Below are 25,576 nucleotides of genomic sequence, written 5' to 3' on the forward strand. Positions count from 1 at the left end.
ACATGCTTGACGCTGTCCGGACAGATCGGGGCGGTCAAGGCAGTGTCCTAACGACACATCACTCGGTTAGATGAGTGTGGACACCAGAACACCCCGCACTCCCACGGGGGACCGCTCGTCGGGATACGACGACGCTCCCGCGCTGAGCATGGTGAAGGTGCCGAGCGATCCGGCCCAGGTCATCGTCAACCACGCGAGCTTCCGCGTGCAGTTCGGTGCCTCCGCGCGGCGGACCCAGTCCCCGCGGATCGCGCGGCACCTGAGCGCCACCCAGAACGCCCGCGTGCCCGCCGCCCCGGCCGCGGGCCGCCGCCGCGCCGTCGTGTGGAGCGGGCGGTCCGACCCGGACGACACCGGCGCGCACCGGCTGCTCCAGGCGGTGCGGGCGGGAGCCGGTCACCACACCGACGACCCGGCCGCCGAGCACTCCGGCGACGCCGGGGCCACGCAGGTCATCCCGCGGGTCGACCTCGACGGCGGCCCCCTGGACTACGACGACGGCCCCGCCACCCAGACGCTGGAGACGCCCCTCGTCGGCGCCCAGCGCGGCCCCGTCCCCGACGGCACCCGGCTGCTGCCCGCGATGCGCACCGTGGGCAGCGCCTACGACGAGCCGGGCTACGACGAATCCGCCTACGACCCGCAGGACTTCGGCACCGGAAGCGACGGCTACGACGACGGTTACGGCCCCGACGGCTACGCCGGCGACCCGGACCGGGGCGAGCCGCGCCGCAGGCGCCGCGGCGACGACCCGGCACGCCACGCCTACTTCCCCGGCCGCCGGATGAACCTCGGCGTCGTCCTGCTGCCGCTGCGCGTCTTCCTCGGCTTCATCTCCATCTACGCCGGCATGGGCAAGCTCTGCGACCCCGTCTACTTCGACGGCGGCGAACGCGGCTCCATGGTCAAGTGGCTCAACACCCTGCATCCCTGGGACGTCGCCGAGCCGCTGCGCCAGTTCGCCCTCGCCCACCCCGTGGGCGCCGGGCTGGTCATCGCCTTCCTCCAGGTGCTGGTGGGCGTCCTGACCGTCCTCGGCTGCTGGCAGCGCGTGGCCGCCGTCATCGGCGCGGGCCTGTCCGCCGCGCTCCTGGTCACCGTCAGCTGGAAGAGCGTCCCGGCCTACGACGCGCCCGACATCATCTACCTCGCCGCCTGGTCCCCGCTGATCATCGCCGGGGCCCCCGTCTACTCCGTGGACGGCAGGCTCGCGGGCAGCGCCTGGCGCCGGCTCGGTCCCCGCTCCGACATCTGGGACCTGCGCCGGTACGTCCTGCGCCGCGGCGCCGTCATCACCTTCCTGGTCGCCGGCGTCACCCTCCTGGTCGGCTCCGTCCTAGGCGGTGCCGTCCGGGACGCCGACCGGGTGGTCGTCCCGGGGCCCGGCGAGGCCCCGCGCAACGAGCTGCCCGGCTCCCCGCTCCCGCAGGACCCCGGCACCCGCGAGCCGAAGACCTCCTCCCCGGAGGCCTCCGCATCCCCCACCCAGGGCGCCACCAGCGGCGCGTCCGCTCCCGCGCAGGACGGCGCGACCACGCCGGGCGCGACCCGCGACAGCAGCGGTACCGCCACCGGTGGCGGCACGCCCAGTCAGACGCAGGGCACGACGGGCGGCCAGGCCCCGCCGCGGCAGTCCGCTCCGGGCGGCGGCCAGGCGCCGAGCACCACCGCGGGACCGACCTCGGGCGGCGGCACCTCGACCGGGGGCACCGGCGGTTCCACCGGCTCCACCGGGAGCGGTGACGGCGGCGGCTCGTCGTCCACGGGAGAGCCCGGCAGCCGCCTCGTCGGCGGCCTCCTGGGCTAGCGGCAGCACGACCGGCCGACGCGCAGATACGGCAGCAGGGCCCCGCGGATCATGAGCGGGGCCCTGCTGCCGTATCTGCGCGGGCCGTAACGCCGTAGCGCGTGGCTGTGGCTGTGGGGCCTCAGCGGCCGGACAGGGCCGCCAGTTCCCGGGCCGCCTCCGTCAGGTCCTTCGCGGTGTCGATCGCCCGCCAGTAGGAGCCCTGCGGGATCGGGAAGCCGGCCAGCCGGTGCTCACGGGCCAGCCGGGGGAAGGTGGTGCGCTCGTGGTCGCCGCGCTCCGGGAGCATCCCGGCGAACTCCGGCGAGAAGACGTACACGCCCGCGTTGATCTCGAAGGTCGACGGCGGCGCCTCGATGAAGTCGGTGATGTGGCCGAAGCCGTCCGTCTGGACCGCGCCCCACGGCAGGCGCGGGCGGGCCAGGGCGAGGGTCGCGACGGCGTCCCGCTCGGCGTGGAAGTCGGCCATGTCGCGCAGCGAGAAACGGGTCCAGATGTCGCCGTTGGTGGCGTACCAGGGCCGGTCCGGGTGCGGGAGGCGGGCGGCGGCGTACCTGAGGCCGCCGCCGCGGCCCAGCGGCTCGGTCTCCACGACGGTGGTGACGGAGAGCGGCAGGTCGGCGCCGGCCAGCCACTTCTGCAGCACCTCGGCCAGATGACCGCAGGAGACCACGACGTCGGTGACGCCCTCCTCGGCGAGCCAGGCGAGCTGATGGCCGATGATCGGAGTCCCGGTGCCCGGGATCTCGACCATCGGCTTGGGCCGGTCGTCGGTGTAGGGGCGCAGCCGGGAACCCTGCCCGCCGGCCAGGACGACGGCTTGAACGGGGCGGCGGGACGCGGCGTTCGGATCGGTCATGCTCGAACTGTACGCGGCGCCCCACCGGCCTCCGAAGGGCGCCGGGGTGTCCCCTAGCCGTGCGCGGCCAGGACGCCCGAGGCGAAGGCGGTGTCGCAGACGGGGCGGGCGTACGACTGGGCGCGCGTCGGGCCGTAGGCCTTCACCGCGGCGCGGCCGAGGGCGCGGGCGATCGTCGCGCAGTGGTCGGCCAGCGACGGGCGCTCGTTCACCGCCTGCTGGAGGTGGGTGAGGGCGACGCCCGGGTCCTCCTCCTGCAGTTCGGTCAGCAGCCGGTCGCGCAGCACCTCGTGCGGGGCGCGGGCGGCGCGGGCGGTGGAGGCCTTGGCGGAGGACGCCTCGGACGCGGCGAGCACCGAGTCCGAGGGATCCCCGGACCAGTTGACGCGGGTGACCGCGAGAGTCCCGGAGAGCACCAGGACGACGGGCAGGACGAAGGCGAGAGAGCGGCCGATCCGGTGGGCGGGGCCCCGGCCGCGTCGCGTCTGTCGGGTGGTGGAGTGCTTCACGGAGTGCTTCACGCGAGTGAGGGTAGCGCCCGGTAATGATTTGGCGACATTTAGTCACCCCTTCGGGGGATGAAGAGCCGCTGCCGGAGGGGTAGGAGGTTGACGAACATGGGTCGAAACGTCCGTTGCGCCGGGGTATTTGTCGACAACGAAAAGAGCCCCGCAGCAGGCTGCGGGGCTTTTCTCGGCAACGCGGGTGAAATCACCCGGTCGCGTGGTTTCTCAGCGGGAGGTTTCCCCGCGCGAGGGCGCTCAGTCGGTGAGGCGCTCGCCCGTGGAGGACGAGAACACGTGGATCTCGCCCGGCCGCGGCACGACGTGGACGGTCGCGCCCTTCTCCGGCACCGCGCGGCTGCTGACGCGCACCACGAGGTCCTTGGTCTCGCCGCCGACGTCGACCGTGCCGTAGATGTAGCCGTCGGCGCCGGTCTCCTCCACGACGTTCACCGAGACCGCGAGACCGGCCGGGGCGTCGGCCGAGTCCTTCGACAGCGTCTTGGCGGCGCCGCCGTTCAGCTCCTCCACGTCGAAGTGCTCCGGGCGGACACCGACGGTGACCGTGCGGTCGCCCTTGTCGGAGGCGGCCTTCAGGGCGTCGCGGTTGACCGGGACGACGCTGTTGCCGAACTTCACGCCGCCGTCGGTGATCGGGACCTCGACCAGGTTCATGGCCGGGGAGCCGATGAAGCCGGCGACGAAGAGGTTCGCGGGCTTGTCGTACATGTTCCGCGGGGTGTCGACCTGCTGGAGCAGACCGTCCTTGAGGACCGCCACGCGGTCGCCCATCGTCATGGCCTCGACCTGGTCGTGGGTGACGTAGACGGTGGTGATGCCCAGGCGGCGCTGGAGCGAGGCGATCTGCGTACGGGTGGAGACGCGGAGCTTGGCGTCCAGGTTGGACAGCGGCTCGTCCATGAGGAACACCTGCGGCTCACGCACGATCGCGCGGCCCATCGCCACACGCTGGCGCTGACCGCCGGAGAGCGCCTTCGGCTTGCGGTCCAGGTACTCGGTGAGGTCGAGGATCTTCGCGGCCTCCTCGACCTTCTGCCGGATCTCCGCCTTGTTGACGCCGGCGATCTTCAGGGCGAAGCCCATGTTGTCGGCGACCGACATGTGCGGGTAGAGCGCGTAGTTCTGGAACACCATGGCGATGTCCCGGTCCTTCGGCGGCAGGTGCGTCACGTCGCGGTCACCGATGCGGATGGCGCCGCCGTTCACGTCCTCGAGCCCCGCGAGCATCCGGAGCGAGGTGGACTTGCCGCAACCGGACGGGCCGACCAGGACGAGGAACTCGCCGTCCGCGATGTCGATGTCGAGACCGTCGACGGCGGGCTTCGTGGAACCCGGGTACACGCGGGTCGCCTTGTCGAACGTAACAGTGGCCATGGTGAATGGGCCCCCTTCTACCGGCAGGAACGTGCCGGACGATCCGTTGTAGGAAGGTGGTGGTGTAGTCCACACGGGTGAAGCTGAGCAGGACGGTACCCGGCGTTCACCTGATCTGTCAGTAGCTGGGAGTCCGTGAATTTCGCCGAAACTTTCGAATCACATCGTTCACCGGCTCTGTGTACAGTGGAGCAGCCTGCGCGCGCCCGCCGCGCGCGTGCCTCCTTAGCTCAGCTGGTCAGAGCGCCGCTCTTGTAAAGCGAAGGTCGTCGGTTCGAATCCGACAGGGGGCTCCGCACGGGGAGGACGACGCCCCCGCGATCATTGATCGCGGGGGCGTCGCCGGTTTTCGGGGGTGCTACTTGCCCTCCGGCAGTGATTCCGCCTCGCAGACCGTGCCGGGCTTCGGGAGCGTGCCGTTCAGCAGGTAGGCGTTGACGGTGTCCTGGACGCAGGCGTTGCCGCTGTCGTAGGCGCCGTGGCCCTCGCCCTCGTACGTCAGCTCGACGCCCACCTTCTCGCCGAGGCGCTCGGCCATGCGGGCGGCGCCCTCGTAGGGGGTGGCGGGGTCGCCGGTGTTGCCGACGAGCAGGACGGGGGGTGCGCCCGGGGCGCTGACCTCGGGGTGGGGGGCGGCTCCGGGGACCGGCCAGCCGTCGCAGGACAGGGCGCTCCAGGCGAGGCCGGGGCCGAAGAGCGGGGAGGCCTCCAGGAAGTCCTCCAGGCGTGACCGGACGTCCGCGACGGTGTAGCGGGCGCTGGAGTCGTCGCAGGTGATGGCCCTGAAGGCGTCGTCCTCGTTGCTCTTCGCGTCGTCCGCGTCGTCGCTGCCGCCGTCGTCCGGGTCGCCGCCCCTGCCGTGCTGGCCCAGGGCCTCGGCGAGGTCGTGGAGTACCTCGCCGTTGTGGTCGGCCGCGGCCTCCAGGCCGACGCGGAGCGCGGGCCAGTAGTCCTGCCGGTAGAGCGCGCCGCTGATGGCGTCGACGAGGGCGTCGCCGTCGAGTTCGCCGCCGTCGGGGGTGGTGAGCGGGGTGTCGTCGAGGGCCGCTTCGAGGCCGACGGTGAGGTCCAGGATGCCCTCGGCGTCGTTGCCGAGCGCGCAGCCCTGCCGTGCGCACCAGGTGGCGAAGTGATCGAAGGCGAGCTGGAAGCCGCCGGCCTGGGCGAGGGCTTCCTCCATCAGGTCGTGGGTGGGGTCGACGACCCCGTCGAGTACCGCGCGGCCGACGCGCCCCGGGAACAAGTGGGCGTAGACGCCGCCGAGTTCGGTGCCGTAGGAGATGCCGAAGTAGTGGAGCCTGTCGTCGCCGAGCACCTCGCGCACGAGGTCCATGTCCTGGGCGGCCTGGGTGGTGCCGACGTAGGGGAGGACGTCGCCGGAGTGCTTCTCGCAGGCGGCCGCCGTCTCCCGGTTGAACCGGACCAGGGCGTCGGTCTCGTCGTCGCCGTCGTCGGGGGTGTTGTCGATGTCGTCCTCGTCGGGGAGGCCGGCGTCCAGGCAGCGCACGCCGCGGCTGTTGCCGACGCCGCGCGGGTCGAAGCTGACGAGGTCGTAGCGGGTGCGGAGCTTCTCGTAGTCGGGGGCGAGACCGGGGAGGGTGGCGACGCCGGAGCCGCCGGGGCCGCCGAAGTTGAAGAGCAGGGAGCCGATCCGCTCGTCCGGGCCGCCGCTGCTGCGGGCGCGGATCAGCGCGAGGTCCATGGACTCGTCGGAGGGGTTCTTCCAGTCCAACGGCGTGCGCAGGGTGGCGCATTGCCACCGGGTGCCGTCGGGGAGCGCGCCGGGGGCCTCGCCGCCGCCCTGGACGGGCGCGGGGGCGGGGCAGTCCCGCCAGGTCGGGGACTGCTCGCGGAGGTTGCTCAGGGCCTGTGCGTCGGTCGTGGCGCCGCCGGTGTCGCCGTGCCGGTCGCCGTCCCGGGCCGTGGGCGCGCAGGCCGTCAGGGAGGAGGCGAGCAGGGTGGCCGTGGACAGCAGGACGGCGGTGGATATCGCTCGTGCTGTGGGCATGGCCTCAGCCTCCGGTGGCCCGGAGGGCGGCGCATGGTGTGGCGTCCGTTCGGGTGGGGGCCCCGCCGGTTCGGGACATGTGCGGCGGCGGGGCCCCGGGCCGGCGTACGGCGCCGGAGCCCCGGGCCGGTCAGGAGGGGTTGGCGCTGGACGGGCCGAAGAACTCGATCTCGGAGATGGCCACCTGCTTCTTGGCGGACGCCGCGTGGGCGGATTCGATGGTGAAGCGGACCTTGGTGACCTCGCCGACGCGGAACGGGCGTCGCTGGCCGCCGGCGCCCTGGTCCAGGGTGAGGTCACGGGTCTTCACCGACCCGTCCTTCATGGTGATCGTCGCCTTGACCCGGTGCGGCAGGGCCGACTCCCGCAGCTTGTCGGCGCGGGTGGAGACACCCGGGGTGATGATCACGTCGAGCAGCCGGGTCGGCTCGGTGAAGCTGACCTCGACCCACTCGCCCTGGCCGGACTGCGAGATGCCCGGCCCCCACCAGGTGTTGCTGAGCTTGTCGATGAGGAGCTCCGGCTTGTGACCGGGGAAGGAGTGCGAGGCCTTGATGGCGTCCGGGGAGACCGGGGCGCGCTTGGCGAAGTGGTCGCGGGTGTTCTGGACGCCGTCGGGGATGTACATGAAGCCGAGGACGACCAGGGTGGCCACGACGACGACGGTGATCCAGGTGCCGATGCGGTCGAAGACGCGGCGCAGACGGGGGCGGTCGCCGGCCCAGGGGGTCTCCTGGCGCCGTCCGCCGAAGAGCCGGCGCCACCAGGGGGCCCGGACGGAGGCCTGGTCGCCGCTCGCCACCAGGGGCATGGCGCAGCGGGCGCAGTAGTGGCGGTCGGGGCGGTTGGGTGTGGAGCACCACGGGCAGGGCGGGCCGTTGGCGATGTCCGGCTGGTGGCCGGGGGCGCGGACCTGCGGCCGGTCCGCGTCGGGGCGGCCGGGCAGGACGGGGGCGACGGCGGGGGGCGCCGCCGGGGCGGGCGCCTCGGGGTCGGCGACGGGGACGAGGAGGGAGCGGGCCCGGTCGGACATGGTGTCGGCGAGCGGGTTCGGGGCGGGGGCGGACGCTGAGGGCACCGGGGCGGTCGGGGCGGTCTCGTCGGTGCCGGGCGCGGGCGCGGCGGCTCCCGGTGCGTCGTCCGGGGCGGCGGTACCCCCGGCGCGGTCCGCGGTGTCCGGTGCGCTCCCGGTGCCGGGGGCGTCCCCGCCGGCGGCCGGGGTGTCCGCGGCGGCAGCGGGGCGGCGCGGCTGGGGCAGCGTCGGGTTGTCCCCGATCGCGCCGGCCGGCTCGGCGGAGCCCTGGGCGGGTGCCGCGGCCGGGCGGCCGGTGCGGGCCGGCGGCACGCCGGCGCCGCCGAAGGCGTCGAAGCCGGGGCGCTGGTCGGACGCGGCGGCTGCGGGCCGCGCGGTGCGGGCGGCGGCGCCGGCCTGGTCCCAGCTCAGCACGGCGCCGCACGCGTCGCAGAAGGACTGGCCCGGTTCCGCGCGGGTTCCGCACTCGGCGCAGTTCTGCGTGGTCATCTCTCCGGGGTCCTTTCGGAGGCGGTCACTTCGACCGTGTAGGGCATGTGGGCGGGGCGGGCGGCGGCGACGAGGGCGTCCAGCCGGTGTACGTCGACGGGCCTGGGGTCGGGCAGCCGGAGGGCGACGTGCAGCTGCGGGCGGGGCCGGCCGGGGAACGGGCCGAGCGGCCGGGCGTTCCAGACGGCGCCGCCGCTCTCGGTGATCTCCGGCGCGACACCGAAGGCGAGCCGGACGGTCTCGGACAGGCCCTGCAGGGTGCCCCGTACGCGGTGCAGCCGGGCGGCGGCGGCGACGGCGGCGCGCAGCATGGGTTCGGCCTCGGTGCCGTCGGTCTCCGCGCCGACCCAGGTACCGAGCCACCGGGCGAAGTCCGCCGGGGTGAGGGCGGGGTCGAAGTAGGTGTCCAGGCAGTCCAGGACGTTCAGGATGGGTGCGAGGACGTCGTCGAGCCCGCCGACGAAACGCAGGGCGAGGTCGTCGTCGGCGAAGACGGCCGGCAGCATCGACGCGATGGGCAGCGACGAGCCGAGCCCGTCGACGGAGCCCCGTTGCGAGGCGGACTTCACGCGCTGTCCCCGATCACGCGGACCCGGTGGTCGTAGGAGAAGACCAGGGAGGGCGCGTCGAGGTCGATGCGGTTGGTGGGGTCGCCGCGCTTGCCGGTGAGGGGGTCGGCCGGGTGCAGGACGACCTCGTCGACGAGTTCGACGCCGGGGACGCGCTGGAGGACGGCGAACAGCTCACCGGTCTGCACGGGGCGTCCGAAGGGCCAGCCCTTGCCGTCGGCGCCGCCGGTGAGCGGGTCGAGGTGGCGGTACAGGGCGTCGTGGGTCTGCCGGCGCACGCGGTCGGCGTCGACGTCGCGGAAGGCGTGGACGGTGGCGACGACGGTGACGCCCTGGTAGTACGGCGGGCCGACGGCGAGACGGGTGCCGATCAGACGCCGTTCGTCGAGGTGCCGCGTGATGCGGCTCAAGAGGGCGTCGCCGGGGACGAGTTGCTCGAAGCGGAGGCGTCCGCCGGGGTCCGGGACGGCCTGGGGCACGACGAGGACACGGACGGCGTGGGCGCCGTACTCGTTCTCCGCGCCCTCCAGGCAGGTGATGCGGGCGGTCTCGGGGGCGGCGCGGCGGGCGAGTTCCTCGTAGTCGCGCAGCGTGACGGCGCGTTCCTGGGCGCGCAGGGTGATGGGGGCCCGGAGCTTGGCCTCCTCGATGGTCTCGCCGTCGACGCCGCCGAGGGCGGCCTCGCGGTTGACGACCTCGGAGACGTACGGGATGGAGGTGCGCAGCACCTGTACGGCGCCGCGGGCCACGTTGCCCGCCCTGCCTCCGCCGGTGCGGTAGCGGCGGGCGCGGATGACGGCGCCCTTGGGCGGGACGGCACCGTACTGGCGCAGGGTGCCGTCGGCCTCGCGGACGGCGGGGCCGAAGGCGATCTCGCCGGTGGTGGCGTCGACGGTGATGTGGTGGTCGTCGGGGTGGGAGCCGGAGAAGTGCGGGACGACCTGCCAGTCCTGCCAGCCGTCGTCCGCGGCGGTCTGGAGGAGGACGGACGGTTCACCGGCGACGACGGGGGCGTGTTCGAGCCTCAGCCGCTGGCCGGGCAGGCCGGTGGACTCGCCGAGGGGCTCGTCGAGGATGGTCTCGGCGTGGATGGAGCCGGTGGTGCCGCCGATGGTGTAGGCCTCGGCGGAACGGACGGTCGGCGAGGTGGTGTAGAAGGGCTGGCCGCTCAGCGGCTCGGTGACCCGGCAGCGGATCCAGCCGGCCTCGTGGCCGCCGTTGCGGGACAGGACGTGCCCGCCGGGTATGTGGAGCACGACGTCGCCGGGGCGGTTGAGACCACCGGTGCCGTCCCGGTCGACCTCGCAGGACTGCCAGCCGTCCTCGGTCCAGGCCTCCCAGACCAGCGGCGGCTGGCGCGGGTCGACACCGACGCCGTCGACGCGGCTGTCGAGTTCGAGGGCGAGCGCGCAGTCCGGGACGGCGGCGGTGAGGCCGATGAGCATGCAGTCGCCGGGGTTGGGCGCCTCGGCGAAGCACATCACGTCCTTGCTCTCCGCGAGGTCCGTGGTGCGGTCGCTGACGGCTTCGCCGCGGGTCTGCGTCACCAGGCGGTCCAACGCGCACGGGACGATGCGCAGGTCGTGCTCGGTGGCGAACACGACGGCCTCGTCGCGTTCGGTGCGCAGGGTGGCGACCTCGGTGCCGACCGGGACGAGGATCGTGTCCTCCTGCGGTGCGGAGAGCCAGAAGGTGACGTCCGTGCGCGCGGCCGACGGCGGGAAGAGCGTGATGCCGACCAGGTCCAGGAAGGCGAGGTGGTTCTTGTCCGGCACCCGGTTGAGCCGGTAGACGATCTGGTCGGCCATGTGGGCCACCGTCTCGACGAGCGTGACACCGGGGTCCGAGACGTTGTGGTCGGTCCACTCCGGGGCGCGCTGCTGGATGTAGCGCTTGGCATCGTCGACGAACTGCTGGAAGCGGCGGTCGTCGAGGTTGGGAGAGGGCAGGGGCATCAGCGGTCGCCTTCGGGAGAGCCCGGGAGACCGGCCGGAGCGTCGGGGAGGTCGGGCTCGTCGTGGGAGGGGATGACGTAGAACGGGAACACGAGGCTGCGCGGGTTGTTGGTGCCGCGGATCGAGTAACGGACGTCGATGAAGAGGACGTTCTGTTCCTCGCCGGTGGTGACGTCCACGTCGTGGACCTCGATGCGTGGTTCCCAGCGGTCCAGGGTGACATACACCTCGTGCTGGATGCGGCCGGCCGTCTGCTCGTTGACGGGGGCGAAGACGAGGTCGTGGATGGCGCAGCCGAACTCCGGGCGCATCGGCCGCTCTCCGGGCGCGGTGGCGAGGATGAGCCGCATGGCCTCCTCCACCTCCTGCTCGCCGCTGACGAGGGCGATCCCGCCGGTGGGCCCGATCCGCAGGGGGAACGACCAGCCGGAGCCGACGAACTGTTCGGCCATCAGAGAGCAACCTGCCTTCCTCGGAAACGCTTCGTCACAGGCCCGGCACGGGGATGGTCGCGACCTTGAAGATGGGGGTCTTGACCTCGAGGGACGCGCCGATGATCCTCGTCATGACGGAGTTGATCTGGACGTTGACGGTGCCGGAGATGGTCGTCGCGGCCCCGGCGCTCAGCGTCGCGGCGCCGGCCGCCCCCAGGTTCAGGGCGCCTCCCGCGGTGACTCCGATCACGCCCCCGCTGCGCATGTTGATCATGCTGCTCTGGATGCTGAGCGGGCCGCCGCTCTTGATGGTGAGGGCGCGTCTGGCGCTGAGCGACAGGTCGGTGCCCGCGTCCACCGACACCGAGCGGCTGCCGGTGATCTTGACGGCGCCCTTGCTGTCGACGGTGATCTCGGTCTTGGTGCGGTCGAGGTTGATGGTCAGCTTGTCGTTGCCGCTGGCGATCCGGACGCCCTGCTTGCGCCCGCCGGTGCGCTGGCTGAGCAGGTCGACCCGGTTGCCCTGGCGGTCGGACAGGGTGTGCCGTACGGCCTTCTTCTTCAGGCCGTCGTGCAGGGGCACGTCGCTCTTGGTCGGCACGTCCCGGCCGTTGTAGAGGCCGCCGATCACGAACGGGTGGTCCAGTGCCCCCCGGTCGAAGGCGACCAGCACCTCGTCGCCGACGTCCATGGGGAAGATGCCGCCGCCCGCCACGCCGCCCATCTGGACGCTGCGCGCCCAGTCGCTGACGTAGGTGTCGTCCAGCCACGGGAACTGCAGCTTGACCCTGCCCTGCTTGAGGGGGTCCTGTACGTCGGTGACGATGGCGTTGGCGACGCTGGGCAGCCGGGTGGCGCTCGCCGGGTCCGTGCCGCCGCTGCCGCCCGAGGCGAGGCCGTACAGGGAACGCCACTGGCGTCCGCTGACCGTGATCCAGGACTCGTAGGCGACGCCGTCGCCGAAGTGGTGGCGTACCGAGGTGACGGTGTACTTGCCCTCGAAGGGGGTGCCGACGTCGGCGAGCGCGACGGGGACGCCGGGCCGCAGGTCGGGGTGGCCGTTGGCGGCGACCTCCAGCTCGGCGAAGGAGGCGGTGACGTCGGAGGCGAGGGCCTTCGCGGCGTTCTGCACCTCGTCCTGCTTGTCGTACGGGTTGGCGGTCTCGACGAGTTTGCCGGGCTTGAACTTGCCGGCGGCCGTGCCGGGCGTCCACTTGATGCTGATGCCCGGGTCGGTGGTGGCCGGCGCGGTCTCGGTGATCTTCTTCTTGGTGGTGACGTTCCAGCCGCGCGACTCGACCTTGCCGATCTGGTCGGCGGCGGTGACGGCGGCCCGCAGCCGCAGGATGTCGTGGCCGGCCTGGAGGACGAAGGTGCTCTTGTCGCCGTCCGTGTTCGGCGAGGGCGCGCCGGCCGACGGCTTCGGCGTGACGAACCGGAACTTCCCCTTGGAGTCCAGATACATGATCATCTTGTTCTCGTCGGCGAGCCGGGCGAGGAAGTCCCAGTCGGTGACGTTGGACTGGGAGATGAACCCGTAGGTGCCCTTGGTCGCCTGGATACGGCCGATGGAGACGCCGTCCATGGCCACCAGCTTGCGGGCGATGTCGGAGGCCTTCTGGTTGCGGTACGCGGCCACGCGGCGCTGGCGCATCAGCCGGTGCCCGTAGTCGTAGCCCCGGATGACGGTGAAGCTGCCGGTGCCGTCGTAGTCGGTCTCCAGACCGGTGACCTCACCGGTCAGCAGGGGGTTGCCCTTGCCGTGCCCGTCGGCGATCGGCGTGATGACGACCTTGGTGCCGAACTGCACGTTCAGTTTGCCGAGGAGCCGGTGGTAGGGGTCGCGGAAGGTGAGACGGAACGCCGCCGGCACGTTGACGCCCTGGTCGACCCAGCCGTCGGTGAGCATCGGGGCGATGGTGTCGGGCAGCTTCGCCCCACCGATCTTCACCTCGACGATGCTGGAGAAGGAGGGACGCACCATCAGCGAGGCACCTCCTCGGTGGCCGGCAGGATGAGTTCGGTACCGGTCGGCAGGTGGGACGGGTCGTCGATGCCGTTGGCCTCGGCGATCACCCGCCACGCGTTGGCGCTGCCGTACTCGCTCCAGGCCAGCGACGGCAGCGAGTCCCCCGCGACGACCCGGTGCACGCGCTGGGCGGTGAGGGCGCCGGAGGTCGGGTTCTGGTTCGGGGTCGGGCCGGGGATCTCCACCAGGGACATCTGGCAGGTGGCGCGGATGGGGACGCCGGCCGTGCCGAAGAGCGTGTACTGGGTGTCGATGGACGCGACGTAGGCGCTGAACCGGGCCGTGGAGAACGAACCCCACTCGAAGATCACCCAGGGCGGGGACGGCTGCTCGGCGGCCAGGCTCTTGGCGGTGACCTCGCAGCAGATCAGCAGCGACTCCACCTTCTTCATCACGGTGTTGCCGTCGGGCTTCATCGAGGAGTCCAGGAAGATTTCCAGGGTCATCTCCCGCGGCTCGGCGCCCATGAACTGCGGCTTGGCGGCCTTCCGCACGGCTGCCGTCGGGGTCGCCTTCCACTGGGCGCGCTGACTGATCGACAGCTGCGCCGGGTTGAACTCGAACGGGAACCGCTTGATCAGCGCACCGGGCGAGGTGGAGTCGCCGGTGGGCGGTTCGTGGATGGCGAGGTTGGCGCGTACGAGGCTCTTGCCGGCGCCCTTGCTGCTCTTGGCCATGGTTCTTCCTCTCTGCTCCGCGGCGCCGTCAGTCCGTGAACCCGTGGTGGGCGATCTCCAGCACCTCGTTGGCCACGGACGCGCTGCCGGGATCGAGGCTGGGGCCCTGCCAGCTGACGGGCAGGACGTCGATCAGCCCCCAGCGGGCGACCAGCGACCCGTCCGCGCGCAGGGCGGAGATCTGCGCGGTGGGCCGCTTGATGCCGGTCTGCACGGACGAGATCCACTTGGCGACCTTCGCCGTGTCCGGGGTGAGGGGGCGGGTCAGCCGGATGTTGGAGTAGGTGACGCGGGTGGGCAGCTGCCAGACGAAGCCGTTGTTGCCGCCCTCCTGGCGCTGTTCCACCTCCACCTGGGTCGACAGGCCCTCGCACCCGTTGAAGTAGCCGAGGCTCTCGCCGTCGATGGCGAGGCTGAACCAGATGGAAGAGCCCGGGTCCTCACGGGTCATCGGGGGTCGACCTTTCTTGTCGGGGAACGGTGGCGGGCGGGCGTGGCCCTCGGGGCGGTCCGGGCGTCCGGCGGGGCCGGTGCGGTCCGGTCAGCGCGGGTCGCGCAGTCTGCCGATCCGTTCGCGGTCCATACGCAGTTCGGTGCGGACGAGCCGGGTGACGCGGCCGATGATCCGGTGCACCAGTTCGTCGAGCTGGAAGTCGGTGAGTTGACGCGGGTCGAACCCGCCTTCGGGGACCGCCGTGTACCCGGGTGGAGGGTCCTCGGGCGGTGGTGCGCCCGCGCTCGCCTCGTACGGGGGCGGTGGGTCGCTGTACGGGGGCGGCGGTTCGTTCGGGCCGGGCCGGGACGACGACGGGGTGTGCAGCCGGGTCAGGCTGTCCATCACGGTGGCGGCCGTGTGGGAGGCGAGGGCGGCGGTGGTGCGTCCGGCGCGGTGGGAACGGCGGAAGAACCGCTGGACCGGCGGCGCATCGGCGGACGCGGCGCCGGACGGGGCGAGGGCGTCCGGCGTGGTGCCGGTGGGCGGCGTCGGGGCCGCCGCCTGGGTGGCGACGGGCAGCGTGGGCCGGGCCGCCGACGGCCGGGGCGGTGTCAGCGGGGCCACCGGGAGCGGGGCTCCGGTGGTGGCGCCGGGAGACACCGGCTTGCGCAGGGGTACGGCCTTGGCGGGCGCGCGCTGGACGACGGAGGGCGTGGGCCCGCCGCCACCGGGCGGCGGCGGAGGCGTGAGGTGCGGTGTCGCCGGGGGCGTTGCCGTGGCCGCGAAGGGCGGTGCGGCGGAGGTGGTCAGGGCGGCGAAGGGCGGCGCCGCGGGAGTGGCGGGGGCCATGGTCGTGGTCGTGAAGGGCGGTGCCGCGGGAGTGGCGGGGGCCGCCGTGGTCGTGAAGGGGGGTGCCGAGGGCGGGAGCGCCTGGGCGGTGGCCCGCTGGACCGGCGGGGGCACGTGACCCTCGGTCGCGGAGGGCACCGGCGCCGGGGGCCGGGTGGTGAGCGACGTGGTGTCGGGCGGGAGCGCGGAGAGGGGCGCGCCGAGCGGGGAACGACGCGCGGGCGCCCCGGCCGGCCCCGCCGGGGCGGCGGTGGACGCCGGTGCTGGTGCCGGTGCCGGTGCCGGTGTCGGTTCCGACGGCTGTGCGTGCGCCGCCGTCGGTGTCGGCGTCGTGTTCGGGCGTACGGCGCCGACGGGACCGGACGAGGTGGGCGCGCCGAGCCCTGGGCGCCGCCCGGCCACGCTGCGCTGCACGGGGGTCGCCGGGGTGGCCGTCCTGCCGGTTTCCGGCCGGGACAGCGGTACGGCGGGGGTGGGCGCGGGAGGGGTGCCCGGCGTGGTGGGCGAGGCGGCGGGTGCGGTGGCCGTGGGGCCCGGCTCGGCCGGGGCCGACGGCGCCGCCGGTGCCGCCGGTGTGGCGGAGGGCGGCGTGATCGCGTCATCGGTCCGCCGCTCCGGCGCCCGCTGGACCGGCGGCTGTGGTGCGCCGCCCGGGTGAGCCGTGGACGGCTGCACGGGTCGCGACGGCTGGGCGGCAGACGCCCGGCGCTGGACGGGGGGCTGCCGGCCGTCCGGCGTGGCGGGAGCGCCGGGTGCGGTCGTCGAGGGCCGTCGGCCTCCGGCGGCGTGGCCGGTGCCGGTGGGTCGTGCGGTGGACGGTGTCGCCGTGTCGCCGCCGGGCCCCGGGGCGGGGGTACGGGCCGTGGGGCCGTCGGCCGGTGACACGGCTCGCTGGACCGGGGGGCCGACGGGGGCGGCTCCCGACGACGGCGAGGGCGAGGGTGCCGCCGTGCCGTCGGTGGGCGGGGTGCCGGTGCCGGCCGCCGGGTCCGAGGTGGTGCCGGGCGCGGGCGTGACCGGCCGCACGGGGGCGTGGGACGTCGACTCGGGCCGCGGCACGGCCCGTTGCACCGGGGCGCCGGCCGGCGTGGTCCCCGGCGCACCGGTCCGGCGGTCACCGGCGGAGGCGGGGCGGTCGGGCTGCGCGGCGGCTCGTCGGCCGGCGGGGGTGCCGTCGCCCACCGGGGGAGTCGTGCCGCCGTCCGTGCGGCGCACGGCACGCTGCACCGGCGGCGTCGACGCCGTGGCGCCGTCGCCCGCCGGTGCGGACGCCGGGCTGCCGCCGGGACGTACGGCGGGCCGCCGGGCCGGGCCGGCGGACGCGGGGCCGTTGCCCGGAGCTTCGGCCGGCGTGGGGCCGGACGGCTGTGCGGTGGCGCGCTGGACCGGCGGTGTGCCGGACGCGGTGCCGCTGTTCGCCGGCGCGGAGGTTTGGCTGCCGCCGCCGGACGGCTGTGCGGTGGCGCGCTGGGCCGGGGGTGCGCTGGGCGTGGCGCCGCTGTCGGGTGCGGTGGCTGCCGGGTTGCCGCCGCCGGTGGGCGCGGAGGTTCGCCGGGCCGGGGTGTCCGCCGCGCCGCCGTTTTCGGCCGGTGTGGTCGCCGGGTTGCCGCTGCCGGGTCGTGCCGGGGAGCCGGACGCCCGTGGGGTGGCCCGTTGGACGGGCGGTGCGCTGGGCGTGGTGGCGCTGTTCGCCGGTGCGGTGGCCGCCGGGTCGTTGCTGCCGGGCCGTGGGGTGTCGCGCCGCGCCGGGGTGCCCGTCGCGGGGCTGGACGGCTGTGCGGCGGCTCGCTGGACCGGCGGTGTGCCGGACGCGGTGCCCCTGTCGGTCGGTGTGGAGGCCTGGTTGGTGCCGCCGGACGGTCGTGCGGCGGCGCGCTGGACGGGCGGTGTGCTCGGCGCGGTGCCGCTGTTCGCCGGTGCGGTGGCCGCCGGGTTGTCGCCGCCGGACGGTCGTGCGGCGGCGCGCTGGACCGGCGGTGTGGGAGTCGAAGGGCTGCCGCCGCCGGACGGTCGTGGGGTGGCCCGTTGGACGGGCGGTGTGCTCGGCGTGGTGCCGCTGTTCGCCGGTGCGGGGGTCGAAGGGCTGCCGCCGTCGGACGGTCGTGCGGTGGCGCGCTGGACGGGCGGTGTGCTCGGCGTGGTGCCGCTGTTCGCCGGTGCGGAGGCGGCCGGGGTGCCGTTGCCGGGCTGCGCCGTGTCGCGCCGCGCCGGGGTGCCCGTCGCGAGGCTGGACGGCTGTGCGGTGGCGCGCTGGACCGGTGCGCCGGGTGTGGTGCCGCTGTTCGCCGGCGCGGGGGTCGACGGGCTGCCGCCGCCGGGCCGCCGTACCGGGGCAGCCGGTGCCGTGGCGTCGCCGGGCGCGCCGGGGGCCGGTGGTACCGCCCGCTGGACGGGCGCACCGGTCGGTGCGGGCGTCGGGGTGAGGGAACCGTGGTCCGGGGAGGCGCCCCCGGCCGGTGCCGAGCCGGGGTCCGCTCGGTCGGCGTCCGCCGACGAGGGCGCCGTGCCGGAGGACGCGGGGGCGGACCCGGTGGTCCGGCGGCTGGCCGGCAACGCCCGGCGCTGCACGGCCGGCGATGCGGACGGGGCCTTGGTGAGCGACTGCCGCGGACGCGGGGCGGCGGGCGGTGCCGGCACCGGGGTCACCCGGACCCCGCGGGGGGCCTGGGCCGGCGCGCTCGCGGCCGCGGCGGACGACGCCGCCCCGGCGGAACGCGCCCGCTGGACCGGCGCGGCCGCGGGCGTGGCCGGCGACGAGGTGGGGCCCGGCGTACCCGACGCGCCACCGCGCGCCCTCGGGGCGGAACCCGCGGGCGCGGTCGGTGCCGTGGCCGGGGCCGGTGCGTCCGCCGGTATCGCGCGCAGCGGCGCGACCGGCATCCGCTGCACCGGCGGTGTGCCGGCCGGGCGGGCCAGGGGAGTGGACGAGGTCTGACGGGCCGACGAGTCGAAGGCGCCGGACAGCAGGCTGTCGCCGGCCGCCGGGTCGAGTACCGCCGGGGACGGCGCCCGGGTGAACGACGGGTCCTGCCACGTCGGAAGGCGTCCGCCGAAGGCGGCGTCCGCCACCCCCGTACGGTCCGCGCCCGTGGCGCGCTGGATCGGCGGCAGGCCCGTCCAGGCGGCGACGGCCACGGGCGCGGATGCCGCACTGCCGCCCGTGCCCGGGTCCGGACGCGAGCCGGTGTCCGCGGGCGGACCCGCCTGCGTGGGCGAGCCCGCCGCCGATGCCGCGGTCCCGCCCCCGTTTCCCTCGCCGTCGTCCCGACGACCCCGCAGCCGGTCCAGGAGTCCCACTGATCAGCCCTCCGCCGTGCCTCGCGTCACGAGGGACGCGATCTGGTCCGTGTACCGGCGGCGGTCCTGGTGTTCCAGGTCCAGGATCGCCTCCAGGCTCCAGTGGAAGTGGTAGGCGACGTACGCGATCTCCTCGTGCAGCCGGTCGGTCGCGTACGTCACGATTCCCCCAGGCGGCTCCCGCCGAGTTCCACCTCGAAGGGCTCCGAGCAGTGCGGGCACTGGACGGCCGCGCGGGTGTGCCCCTCCGCGTTGATCTGGCGGTAGAAGTCCTGGAGGAACGCCAGGTCGGAGGCGAACATGTTCTCCACGACGCCGTCGTGCACCATCGCCAGCGTGCCCAGCCGGGTGATGACCCGGCCGAGCAGCACCACCGACAGGTACGCCGGGTTCTCCTGCACCCGCACGTCGCGCAGCGGGATCAGCTCGTCCCGTGCCGTCGACAGGCGCATCACGCCGTCCCGGTGCACCGTGCCCGACTCGTCGACGTACCCGCGCGGCAGCTCGAAGGGGAACTCGGTCTGCAACTGCTGCCTCGGGGCGGTGTCGACGGGGGGCCCGGCGGGAGGGCCGGCCGGAGAACCGGCCGGCGCCTCCGTGGGCGCGGCGGCGGGAGCCGAACGGGGGAAGTCCGCTCCCGCCGCCGCGGTCTGGGGTGCCGCGGCGGATGCCTTGGCAGTACTACGGCGCATTACTCGACGACCAGTTCTTCGAACACGATGGTGATGGTCTCGGTGAGCGCGTTGGTGTCACCCGCCTTCAGGGTGCCCGCCACGACCTTGCTGCACCAGGCGTTGCGCAGGTTCCAGCGCTTGACCGGGTTGTCCTCGTAGTCCATCACGATGATCGTGGCGTTCTTGCGGGCGGTGGCCATCCGGCCCGCCATGGAGTCGTTGATCCACTGGGTGAACACCGACGACTGGCTCATACCGCGTTCGACCTGGACCGAGCCGTCCTTGGCCACGCCCGGCATCAGGGTGACGTTGTTGCGTCCGGTCGTGCCCTGGTTCTGCTGGTACTTGATGACGTCCTGCTCGATCTGCAGGTTCGACACCGAGTTGAGGTACTCGACCATCACACCGTCGATCTGGATACCGAAATTCGGTGCGACGAGTACGTCTTCGGGTTTGGGGAGAGACATGGGTTCGCTGTCCTTCTAGAGGATGTGGGACAAGGGCGGGGGCGAGATCCGCCTACTCGTCCAGTTCGCCGCCGCCGCTGGAGAACTGGGCGAGCCGGAAGATGACGAACTCGGCGGGCTTGACCGGCGCGATGCCGATCTCGCAGACGACCCGGCCGAGGTCGACGGACTCCGGCGGGTTGGTCTCCTCGTCGCACTTCACGTAGTAGGCCTGGTCGGGGCTCTGGCCGAAGAGGGCACCGTTGCGCCACTCGTTGACCAGGAACGCCGAGACGTTGCGGCGGATGCGGGCCCAGAGGTTGTGGTCGTTCGGCTCGAACACCACCCACTGGGTGCCGATCAGGATCGACTCCTCCAGGTAGTTGAAGTACCTGCGGATGTTCAGGTAGCGCCACGCCGGGTCGGAGGAGAGGGTGCGCGCGCCCCAGACGCGGATGCCGCGGCCGGGGAAGGAGCGGATGCAGTTGACGCCGATCGGGTTGAGCAGGTCCTGCTCACCGCGGGTGATCTGCAGCTCCAGGTCCACGGCACCGCGGACGACCTCGTTGGCGGGGGCCTTGTGCACGCCGCGCTCGGAGTCGTTGCGGGCCCAGATGCCGGCGACGTGGCCGCTCGGCGGGACCAGGCGGGACTGGCCGGTGGCCGGGTCGAAGGACTTGATCCAGGGGTAGTACAGGGCGGCGTACTTAGAGTCGTAGCCGGCCGTCTCCTGGCGCCAGACGCGGATCTGGCGGGCGTTCTGGGCGGGCGGCGGGTCGATGATCGCGACGCGGTCGCCCATCAGCTCGCAGTGGGCTATGAGACCGAGCTGTACGGCCTTGACGGCCTCCAGGTCGATCGCGCCGCGCTGGTAGGCGGCCATCAGGTCGGGCACCGCGACCATGGAGATCTCGTCGATCGCCTCCAGGCCGCCGAAACCGGTGCGGTCCGAGGAGTCGCCGAGGTACTGGGCCGGCCCGGGGTGCGCGCTCTCGGCCTGCCCGGCCGGAACGGCGGGGGCGGCGGACGGCGGCGCGGGCAGCGTCAGGGTCTGGTTCTCCGGCCGGACCAGCTGCGCGGACGGCGCGGCCTCGGTCACGGTGATGAGCTTGGAACGCTCCTTGACCTGCGTGACGACGTAGGAGCGGTTGCCCTTCTTGGCGCTCACGTCGAAGGTCTCGACCGGCTTGTCGCCGTCCTTGACGATCAGCTTGAAGCGCTCGGCGGGGCCCTCGCCCTCGGGGTCGGCGACCTCGACGGTCAGCGGGCCGCTCTGGCCGGCGGCGTTGGCCGTCACGGCGAACGTGCCGAGCTGCTTGGGCTCGGCGGCGGGCAGCGCCTTGGCGGTGCTGCCGGTGACGGCGGCGGGAGCGGCGGCGCCGTTCACCGAGCCGTCGGCGACGGCGTCCTCGGCGGAACCGCCGACCCGGACGACGTAGGCGGCGGAGCCGCCGTTGTTGAAGAACCCGTAGACGGAGTGCGCGAGGTAGTACCCGCCGGTGAAGTCACCGAAGGCCGCGACGTACTGCGTCCAGTTGGTCACCAGCGTGGGCTCGTTCAGCGGGCCGGTCGGGGCGAGACCGACGAAGGCCGCCACCGACGTGCCCACTCCCTCGATCGGGCGCGAGCCGCTGGCCACCTCCTCGACGTAGACGCCGGGCGACAGGTAGGACGGCATGCTCTGCTCTCCTCGGGGTACGAGACAGGACGCCCCTCAGCCTCACGCGCGCGTTGCCGCCGCCGAAACGTCCCCGGGTGCCGGAGCGGGGGCATGTTCCTTGCCCCTGGTCGTGCCCATTGGGGCAGACTCCCCCCGCCTCCCGGCATTTCCCCTCGAAGACCCCTGGCGGACACCCGGCGTTTCTGATTCAACGTCTTGTGTCGACTGTCAGTTCGCCAGGATGTCATCTTGCGATCAAGCCCCGTTCCGGGGCGCGCCGTCCCGCCGCACCGGGGCGCTGCCCCGCGTCGGGCGGGGACGGTGACGGGGTGTCAGGAGGGGATCGTCCGTGTCGGACCGCTTGAACCACACGCAGAGACACCGTCCGGCGGGAGCCGCTCAGGCGCGGCCCCGCCCGCAGGCACGTCAGTCACCGCCCCTGGCCTCGCTCCAGGCCGCGGCGGGTAACCGCGCCGTGGCCTCCGCCATCCAGCGCGGGTCCGGTACGGCGATCCAGCGCGCGGCCGGTACGGCACAGCTTCCCAAGGCCCCGGCACCGGAACGGGAGACCTCGTCGACGCCGGACGACCTGCAGATCACACCGGTGACGGAGCCCGAGCAGCAGGCGGCCGTGGAGGAGGTGGCGGATCAGAAGAAGAAGGTCTCGGACGCCGCACGGGCCCGGGCCGACGCCGCGGCCGAGGTGCGGAACCTGTCCGGGACGGCGATCGAGGCACGCAAGAAGGAGACAGCCGCCCGGGGCAGGGCGGACGCGCTCGAGGGGGAAGTCGAGGCCGCGAAGCGGGGAGAGCAGGCGTCGCTCGACAAGGCACGAGACCTCACGGGCGACGCGAAGGCGGCGGCGAAGGAGCAGCGGAGATCCGTCAAGGCGGCCGGTAAGCACGGCGCGACCGCGGAGAAGAAGGGCGCGGCGGCCAAGGAGGTCCGCGAGCAGGCGGATGAATTCGCGAGGGAGGCCGAGGAGGCCGAGCGGAAGCGCAAGACCGCCGAGGACTTGGTGGAGACACTGTCCGCGACGATCGCGGACGCCCGGAGGCGTCAGGCTGAAGCCGAGGAAAAGGTGCGTCAGTTCTCGCGCCAGGCGGAGCTGGCCGCGGCGCAGCTGAAGGACGCCGACGAAGCGGCGCGCCAGGCGGGGGAAGCCGAGAACACGGCGCAGGAGCAGGCGGCCGAGGCCGAGGCCGAGGCGGAGTCCGAGGAGCAGTTCGCGACGGTCATGAGGGAACGGACCGTCGAACTGGCCGAGGCACTGAAGGGGGTGAAGGCCGCCGGGGAAGAGGCGGAGGCGAGGAGCGAAGAGGCCGAGGGAGCCGGTGCGGCGCGGAAGCAGGCGGACGAGGCCCAGGAGGAGGCCGCCCGGCTCCGGGACGAGGCGAACGAGAGCGCCAGGGAGGCGGTGGCGCTGGCGGCGAAGCTGGACCGCAAGGCCAGGGCTGCGGCCGAGGCACGCGAAACCGCCGAGCGGGCGGCGGACAAGCACGAGAAGACCGCGCAGGATGCCCAGGACGAGGCCAAGAAGGCCCAGACCGCAGCGGCCGGGTACGCGAAGACCGCGGGGGAGAAGCAGACGGAGCAAGACGCCGCCCTCGCCGAGGTGACGCGCCTCGGGCAGGAGGCGGCCGACGCCCGGCAGCGAGCGGCGGCCGTGGCGCAGGGGCAGCTGCGTCACGGGAAGGCCGAAGACACGGCGAGGACGGCACTGGCCGCGGAGGAGGCCGAGAAGAGGGCGGCGGAGAAGAAGGCCGCGGAGCAGAAGGCGGCGGAGGACAAGACGGCCAAGGGGAAGGAACCGGCCGCCCAGACCGCGACCGAAGGTGTGGAGCAGTCGGGACCGGCGGGCGCCGGGAAGACGGATGAGGCTGCCTCGCGCAGCGGTGTCGGGCGAGCGGTCGACGGTACCGGGCACGCGGTCAAGAAGGCCTCCGCCAAGACCAAGCCGTGGGCCGACGTCCCCGACACCCTGGTGCTCCGCGGCAGTGCGCCGCCCGCGGGGGCGGTCCAGTCGGAAGTGATGAAGCACGGGGACCACGGGACAGCGCACAACACGGTGATCCAGCAGAACGTCGAGAACCCGATCAACCTCGTCAGCGACGTGACCGGGGCCGTGAACGACATCGCGGCGATCAAGGAAGCGTCCGCCAAGCGCCATGAGTCGGGCCCGGCTTCCCACGCGCACCGAAAGAACTATGTGGGCAAGCCCCTCGGCCTGGCGAGCAGCTCCCAGATGGCCGCCAACGACGTCCTGAAGATCGCCAACACCGGCACGAAGACCGCCGGGAACCTGGGAGGGGTGGCCGCGCTCGGAGATGCCGGCGGTGCTCTCACCATCTCCTTCTCGGCGATACACGTGGGCCGCGACAGCATGGTCATCAAGAACACCCACGCCCAGCGCAAGAAGCTGAAGGACCACTTCAGCGACGTGGCCGCGAAGCGCGACCGGAAGCTCCAGGACGTACTGGAAGACCTGGGCAGGGCCGCCGACGACCTGGCCCAGGCGGCGTCCAGACTGGGGGACTCGGCGGAGGGCTCCGAGACGGCGGCCCTGGACGCCGTCGAAGAGCGGCGGACCCGCGTCGAGAACCTCAGGACAGAGGTGCGAGAGCACATGGCCAGTGCACGGGAATACGTGGTGCACAAGAAGAAGTGGAAACTGGGGCACCGCTTCGCCAACCTGACGGGCAACCTCGCGCGTATCGCAGCCGGTGCCGTGGCGATCGCCGCCGCCACGGGTGCGGTCACCGGCGGTATCGCCCCCGGTGTCGCAGGCGGTCTGACGGCGGGGTTCCTCGGCGGCCTCGCCCTCAAGAAGGGCGTGAAGAAGGCCAACAAGCGCTACATCTCGGTACGCCAGCCGGACCGTTACGCCCGCACCACGCCGGCCCAGGAGGGGACCGAGGAGTCCAAGGCCCCCGAGACGCCCGAGGCGTCCGAGGCGCCGAGGATGTCCAAGGACGGCACGAGCAGGAGGGGCAGGAGGCGCGACGCGTGGAAGGAGGCGGCCATGGTGACGCACTCCATCCAGCAGGGAAAGCGGCAGCTCAGGGCGCAGGAGATCTACGCGGTCGCAGCCGGACCGGCCGTTCCCGCGGGCAGGAACGTTCCCAACGACATCCGGGACGAGGCACGTGAGTTCCTCAAGGAGCTCAAGTGCGGCCCGGGCGACCACAACCACAAGAACGAGGAGGAGTGGCTGGCATCCCTCAACGACCCCGAGCAGCAGAAGGAATGGGAAGAGGCGATCGCCAAACAGCTCAGCTCGCTCTGAGCGCGGTGTACCGCGTGCCGTGTCCGGTGGGACCCCGGGGGCCGTTGCCCCCGGTGTTGCCCGCGCAGACCTGTCGGCGGCGGGGAAGCTCCGGTAAGGCTGAGGGTCACACGTCCGGTGTCGAAGGGAGCGCATGGTGCGCGCGCACGAGGAAGCCGCCGACCAGCTGGCCGTCCGGGGCGGCCGCACTCCGCACCGGGCCACGCCCGCCCCCACCACCGGAGTCGGCGGAGCGCCCATGACCCCGGCGGCGGTCCTGGCGCTGCAGAGCTCCGCCGGCAACGCCGCCGTTCAGCGGGTCGTCGCCCGGGACGCGCACCAGCACGGTCCGGGCTGCGGGCACACCGTCCAGCGCCGCGTCGACCCCGGCTCGCACCAGCACGGCGCGGGCTGCGGGCACGACGGGATCGACGACCGGAGCCCGGAGGGGCAGCACCAGCTCCTGGACGAGGCCAAGAGGACGTCCAGCTCGTCGCTCCCCGGGTCCTTCCTCGACAAGGCGGTGCCGTTCTACCAGAATCCCGCCCTCGCCGGTGCCCGCGTGCACACGGACCCGATCGCCCAGCGCGCGACGGCGGCCATGGGGGCCGAGGCGATGACGATCGGTATGGACGTGTTCCTCGGCCCGTCCGCCATCGGCAACGAGGAGATCCTCGCCCACGAGGCCAGCCACCTCGACAAGAACAGCAGGGGAATCACGGAGACGGGCAGCGGGAGCGGTGGCGGCCCCGCCGTCACGGACCCGGGGCAGGGTTCCGAGGTCGCGGCGGTGAACGACGGAGCGGCCTTCAAGGCCGGGGACACCCTCGCCCCGTCCCTCGTCGCCCAGCGAGCGGTCGCGGACGACGTGGAGGACGGGGACTAGTCCCGGGCACCGGACCGACGGCCCTTTGGGGCAACGCAGTGTGCCCTGCGAAGAGCTGACGCCGTGTCGGATAACCCGTAGCGTCGGCGTGTGAGCCTGTGGACTTCGCTGGAGCCCGCGTCCGCGACTGTGGACCCCGGCAGTAGTACGCGTGTGCGCCTGAGGGTGCGTAATACCGGTGACGTGGTGGATGAGTACCGGTTCGAGCCCGTCGGGGATGTGGCTCCCTGGACGACGGTGGAGCCGCAGACGTTGCGGTTGTATCCGGGGACGACGGGGACGGTGGAGCTGACGTTCGCTCCGCC

General features: G+C 73.4%; 21 protein-coding genes, 1 tRNA gene and 1 pseudogene. 7 read left to right on the forward strand and 16 right to left on the reverse strand.

All coding sequences use genetic code 11. The features are described 5' to 3' along the window. Positions 1 to 70: 70 nt before the first annotated feature. Complete coding sequence (locus ACZ6IM_RS34020; RefSeq protein ID WP_469561985.1) at positions 71 to 1,807, forward strand: DoxX family protein; 1,737 nt, start codon at positions 71 to 73, stop codon at positions 1,805 to 1,807. Positions 1,808 to 1,928: 121 nt separating this feature from the next. Here ACZ6IM_RS34020 and ACZ6IM_RS34025 read toward each other — a convergent pair whose 3' ends face one another. The 3 genes from ACZ6IM_RS34025 to msiK form a co-directional block, all read right to left on the reverse strand. Continuing rightward, positions 1,929 to 2,666, reverse strand: coding sequence for a nucleotidyltransferase family protein (locus ACZ6IM_RS34025; protein WP_052842903.1), 738 nt, complete (start codon positions 2,664 to 2,666; stop codon positions 1,929 to 1,931). 53 nt (positions 2,667 to 2,719) lie between these two features. Then, entirely contained in the window at positions 2,720 to 3,175 is a 456-nt protein-coding gene (locus ACZ6IM_RS34030; RefSeq protein WP_052842991.1) for a hypothetical protein, read from the reverse strand. A 252-nt stretch (positions 3,176 to 3,427) separates the two neighbouring features. Then, the gene (msiK, locus tag ACZ6IM_RS34035) at positions 3,428 to 4,564 is read right to left on the reverse strand and encodes a diacetylchitobiose ABC transporter ATP-binding protein MsiK (RefSeq protein WP_469561988.1); all 1,137 of its coding nucleotides are present in this window, start codon (positions 4,562 to 4,564) and stop codon (positions 3,428 to 3,430) included. 219 nt (positions 4,565 to 4,783) lie between these two features. On the opposite strand from msiK, the gene ACZ6IM_RS34040 reads away from it, so the two are divergent. Next, positions 4,784 to 4,857, forward strand: a tRNA-Thr gene (locus ACZ6IM_RS34040). 65 nt (positions 4,858 to 4,922) lie between these two features. Here the strand turns inward: ACZ6IM_RS34040 and ACZ6IM_RS34045 are convergent. From ACZ6IM_RS34045 to ACZ6IM_RS34085, 9 genes are all read right to left on the reverse strand, one after another. Then, positions 4,923 to 6,572: an alpha/beta hydrolase gene (locus tag ACZ6IM_RS34045; RefSeq protein WP_469561991.1), complete on the reverse strand. Its 1,650-nt coding sequence runs from the start codon at positions 6,570 to 6,572 to the stop codon at positions 4,923 to 4,925. 130 nt (positions 6,573 to 6,702) lie between these two features. Then, positions 6,703 to 8,094 carry an NADase-type glycan-binding domain-containing protein gene (locus ACZ6IM_RS34050; protein WP_469561994.1) on the reverse strand — a complete coding sequence of 464 codons (1,392 nt, stop codon included), beginning with the start codon at positions 8,092 to 8,094 and terminating at the stop codon, positions 6,703 to 6,705. Continuing rightward, a complete protein-coding gene (locus tag ACZ6IM_RS34055) occupies positions 8,091 to 8,600 on the reverse strand; it encodes a phage tail protein (protein ID WP_469562026.1) in 510 nt (169 codons plus the stop codon). Before ACZ6IM_RS34055 ends, ACZ6IM_RS34050 begins: the two co-directional genes overlap by 4 nt. Positions 8,601 to 8,659: 59 nt before the next feature. After that, positions 8,660 to 10,618, reverse strand: coding sequence for a putative baseplate assembly protein (locus ACZ6IM_RS34060; RefSeq protein WP_052842898.1), 1,959 nt, complete (start codon positions 10,616 to 10,618; stop codon positions 8,660 to 8,662). Beyond that, positions 10,618 to 11,070 (reverse strand): GPW/gp25 family protein, encoded by a 453-nt coding sequence (locus ACZ6IM_RS34065; RefSeq protein WP_469561997.1) that lies wholly within the window; start codon positions 11,068 to 11,070, stop codon positions 10,618 to 10,620. The genes ACZ6IM_RS34060 and ACZ6IM_RS34065 overlap by 1 nt, the downstream gene beginning before the upstream one ends. 34 nt (positions 11,071 to 11,104) lie before the next feature. After that, positions 11,105 to 13,036, reverse strand: coding sequence for a VgrG-related protein (locus ACZ6IM_RS34070; RefSeq protein WP_052842897.1), 1,932 nt, complete (start codon positions 13,034 to 13,036; stop codon positions 11,105 to 11,107). Continuing rightward, positions 13,036 to 13,758: a CIS tube protein gene (locus tag ACZ6IM_RS34075; protein WP_052842896.1), complete on the reverse strand. Its 723-nt coding sequence runs from the start codon at positions 13,756 to 13,758 to the stop codon at positions 13,036 to 13,038. Before ACZ6IM_RS34075 ends, ACZ6IM_RS34070 begins: the two co-directional genes overlap by 1 nt. A 28-nt stretch (positions 13,759 to 13,786) precedes the next feature. After that, positions 13,787 to 14,209: a phage tail protein gene (locus ACZ6IM_RS34080; protein WP_052842895.1), complete on the reverse strand. Its 423-nt coding sequence runs from the start codon at positions 14,207 to 14,209 to the stop codon at positions 13,787 to 13,789. 90 nt (positions 14,210 to 14,299) lie between these two features. Next, complete coding sequence (locus ACZ6IM_RS34085; protein WP_469562002.1) at positions 14,300 to 15,043, reverse strand: hypothetical protein; 744 nt, start codon at positions 15,041 to 15,043, stop codon at positions 14,300 to 14,302. A 157-nt stretch (positions 15,044 to 15,200) separates the two neighbouring features. On the opposite strand from ACZ6IM_RS34085, the gene ACZ6IM_RS34090 reads away from it, so the two are divergent. Continuing rightward, complete coding sequence (locus ACZ6IM_RS34090; RefSeq protein ID WP_469562005.1) at positions 15,201 to 15,701, forward strand: hypothetical protein; 501 nt, start codon at positions 15,201 to 15,203, stop codon at positions 15,699 to 15,701. A gap of 153 nt (positions 15,702 to 15,854) precedes the next feature. After that, a complete protein-coding gene (locus tag ACZ6IM_RS34095; RefSeq protein ID WP_469562007.1) occupies positions 15,855 to 17,978 on the forward strand; it encodes a DNA polymerase III subunit gamma/tau domain-containing protein in 2,124 nt (707 codons plus the stop codon). A 365-nt stretch (positions 17,979 to 18,343) separates the two neighbouring features. On the opposite strand, the gene ACZ6IM_RS34100 is transcribed toward ACZ6IM_RS34095, so the two are convergent. From ACZ6IM_RS34100 to ACZ6IM_RS34115, 4 genes are read right to left on the reverse strand one after another with little or no spacing between them, the layout of a single operon-like run. Further along, positions 18,344 to 18,502 carry a DUF6760 family protein gene (locus ACZ6IM_RS34100; RefSeq protein ID WP_007450918.1) on the reverse strand — a complete coding sequence of 53 codons (159 nt, stop codon included), beginning with the start codon at positions 18,500 to 18,502 and terminating at the stop codon, positions 18,344 to 18,346. Continuing rightward, on the reverse strand, positions 18,499 to 19,032 hold the full coding sequence (locus ACZ6IM_RS34105; protein WP_052842891.1) for a hypothetical protein: 534 nt from the start codon (positions 19,030 to 19,032) through the stop codon (positions 18,499 to 18,501). Before ACZ6IM_RS34105 ends, ACZ6IM_RS34100 begins: the two co-directional genes overlap by 4 nt. Then, complete coding sequence (locus ACZ6IM_RS34110) at positions 19,032 to 19,481, reverse strand: phage tail protein (RefSeq protein ID WP_007450914.1); 450 nt, start codon at positions 19,479 to 19,481, stop codon at positions 19,032 to 19,034. The genes ACZ6IM_RS34105 and ACZ6IM_RS34110 overlap by 1 nt, the downstream gene beginning before the upstream one ends. Positions 19,482 to 19,533: 52 nt before the next feature. Continuing rightward, a complete protein-coding gene (locus tag ACZ6IM_RS34115) occupies positions 19,534 to 21,138 on the reverse strand; it encodes a phage tail sheath subtilisin-like domain-containing protein (RefSeq protein WP_469562012.1) in 1,605 nt (534 codons plus the stop codon). Between the two features lie 457 nt (positions 21,139 to 21,595). On the opposite strand from ACZ6IM_RS34115, the gene ACZ6IM_RS34120 reads away from it, so the two are divergent. The 3 genes and pseudogenes from ACZ6IM_RS34120 to ACZ6IM_RS34130 form a co-directional block, all read left to right on the forward strand. After that, a complete protein-coding gene (locus tag ACZ6IM_RS34120; RefSeq protein ID WP_469562015.1) occupies positions 21,596 to 24,406 on the forward strand; it encodes a hypothetical protein in 2,811 nt (936 codons plus the stop codon). 133 nt (positions 24,407 to 24,539) lie between these two features. Next, the gene (locus ACZ6IM_RS34125) at positions 24,540 to 25,271 is read left to right on the forward strand and encodes an eCIS core domain-containing protein (RefSeq protein WP_052842888.1); all 732 of its coding nucleotides are present in this window, start codon (positions 24,540 to 24,542) and stop codon (positions 25,269 to 25,271) included. A 90-nt stretch (positions 25,272 to 25,361) separates the two neighbouring features. Next, positions 25,362 to 25,576: pseudogene (locus ACZ6IM_RS34130) on the forward strand (hypothetical protein); the annotation flags it as partial.

Source organism: Streptomyces sp. NPDC042336, from assembly GCF_055581985.1.

Excerpts from the sequence above, each read along its gene's own strand:
- ACZ6IM_RS34020 (WP_469561985.1), top strand. The coding sequence starts at position 71 with ATGAGTGTGGACACCAGAACACCCCGCACTCCCACGGGGGACCGCTCG.
- ACZ6IM_RS34025 (WP_052842903.1), bottom strand. The coding sequence starts at position 2,666 with ATGACCGATCCGAACGCCGCGTCCCGCCGCCCCGTTCAAGCCGTCGTC.
- msiK (WP_469561988.1), bottom strand. The coding sequence starts at position 4,564 with ATGGCCACTGTTACGTTCGACAAGGCGACCCGCGTGTACCCGGGTTCC.
- ACZ6IM_RS34045 (WP_469561991.1), bottom strand. The coding sequence starts at position 6,572 with ATGCCCACAGCACGAGCGATATCCACCGCCGTCCTGCTGTCCACGGCC.
- ACZ6IM_RS34050 (WP_469561994.1), bottom strand. The coding sequence starts at position 8,094 with ATGACCACGCAGAACTGCGCCGAGTGCGGAACCCGCGCGGAACCGGGC.
- ACZ6IM_RS34055 (WP_469562026.1), bottom strand. The coding sequence starts at position 8,600 with ATGCTGCCGGCCGTCTTCGCCGACGACGACCTCGCCCTGCGTTTCGTC.
- ACZ6IM_RS34060 (WP_052842898.1), bottom strand. The coding sequence starts at position 10,618 with ATGCCCCTGCCCTCTCCCAACCTCGACGACCGCCGCTTCCAGCAGTTC.
- ACZ6IM_RS34065 (WP_469561997.1), bottom strand. The coding sequence starts at position 11,070 with ATGGCCGAACAGTTCGTCGGCTCCGGCTGGTCGTTCCCCCTGCGGATC.
- ACZ6IM_RS34070 (WP_052842897.1), bottom strand. The coding sequence starts at position 13,036 with ATGGTGCGTCCCTCCTTCTCCAGCATCGTCGAGGTGAAGATCGGTGGG.
- ACZ6IM_RS34075 (WP_052842896.1), bottom strand. The coding sequence starts at position 13,758 with ATGGCCAAGAGCAGCAAGGGCGCCGGCAAGAGCCTCGTACGCGCCAAC.
- ACZ6IM_RS34080 (WP_052842895.1), bottom strand. The coding sequence starts at position 14,209 with ATGACCCGTGAGGACCCGGGCTCTTCCATCTGGTTCAGCCTCGCCATC.
- ACZ6IM_RS34085 (WP_469562002.1), bottom strand. The coding sequence starts at position 15,043 with ATGGCCCCCGCCACTCCCGCGGCGCCGCCCTTCGCCGCCCTGACCACC.
- ACZ6IM_RS34105 (WP_052842891.1), bottom strand. The coding sequence starts at position 19,032 with ATGCGCCGTAGTACTGCCAAGGCATCCGCCGCGGCACCCCAGACCGCG.
- ACZ6IM_RS34110 (WP_007450914.1), bottom strand. The coding sequence starts at position 19,481 with ATGTCTCTCCCCAAACCCGAAGACGTACTCGTCGCACCGAATTTCGGT.
- ACZ6IM_RS34115 (WP_469562012.1), bottom strand. The coding sequence starts at position 21,138 with ATGCCGTCCTACCTGTCGCCCGGCGTCTACGTCGAGGAGGTGGCCAGC.
- ACZ6IM_RS34125 (WP_052842888.1), top strand. The coding sequence starts at position 24,540 with ATGGTGCGCGCGCACGAGGAAGCCGCCGACCAGCTGGCCGTCCGGGGC.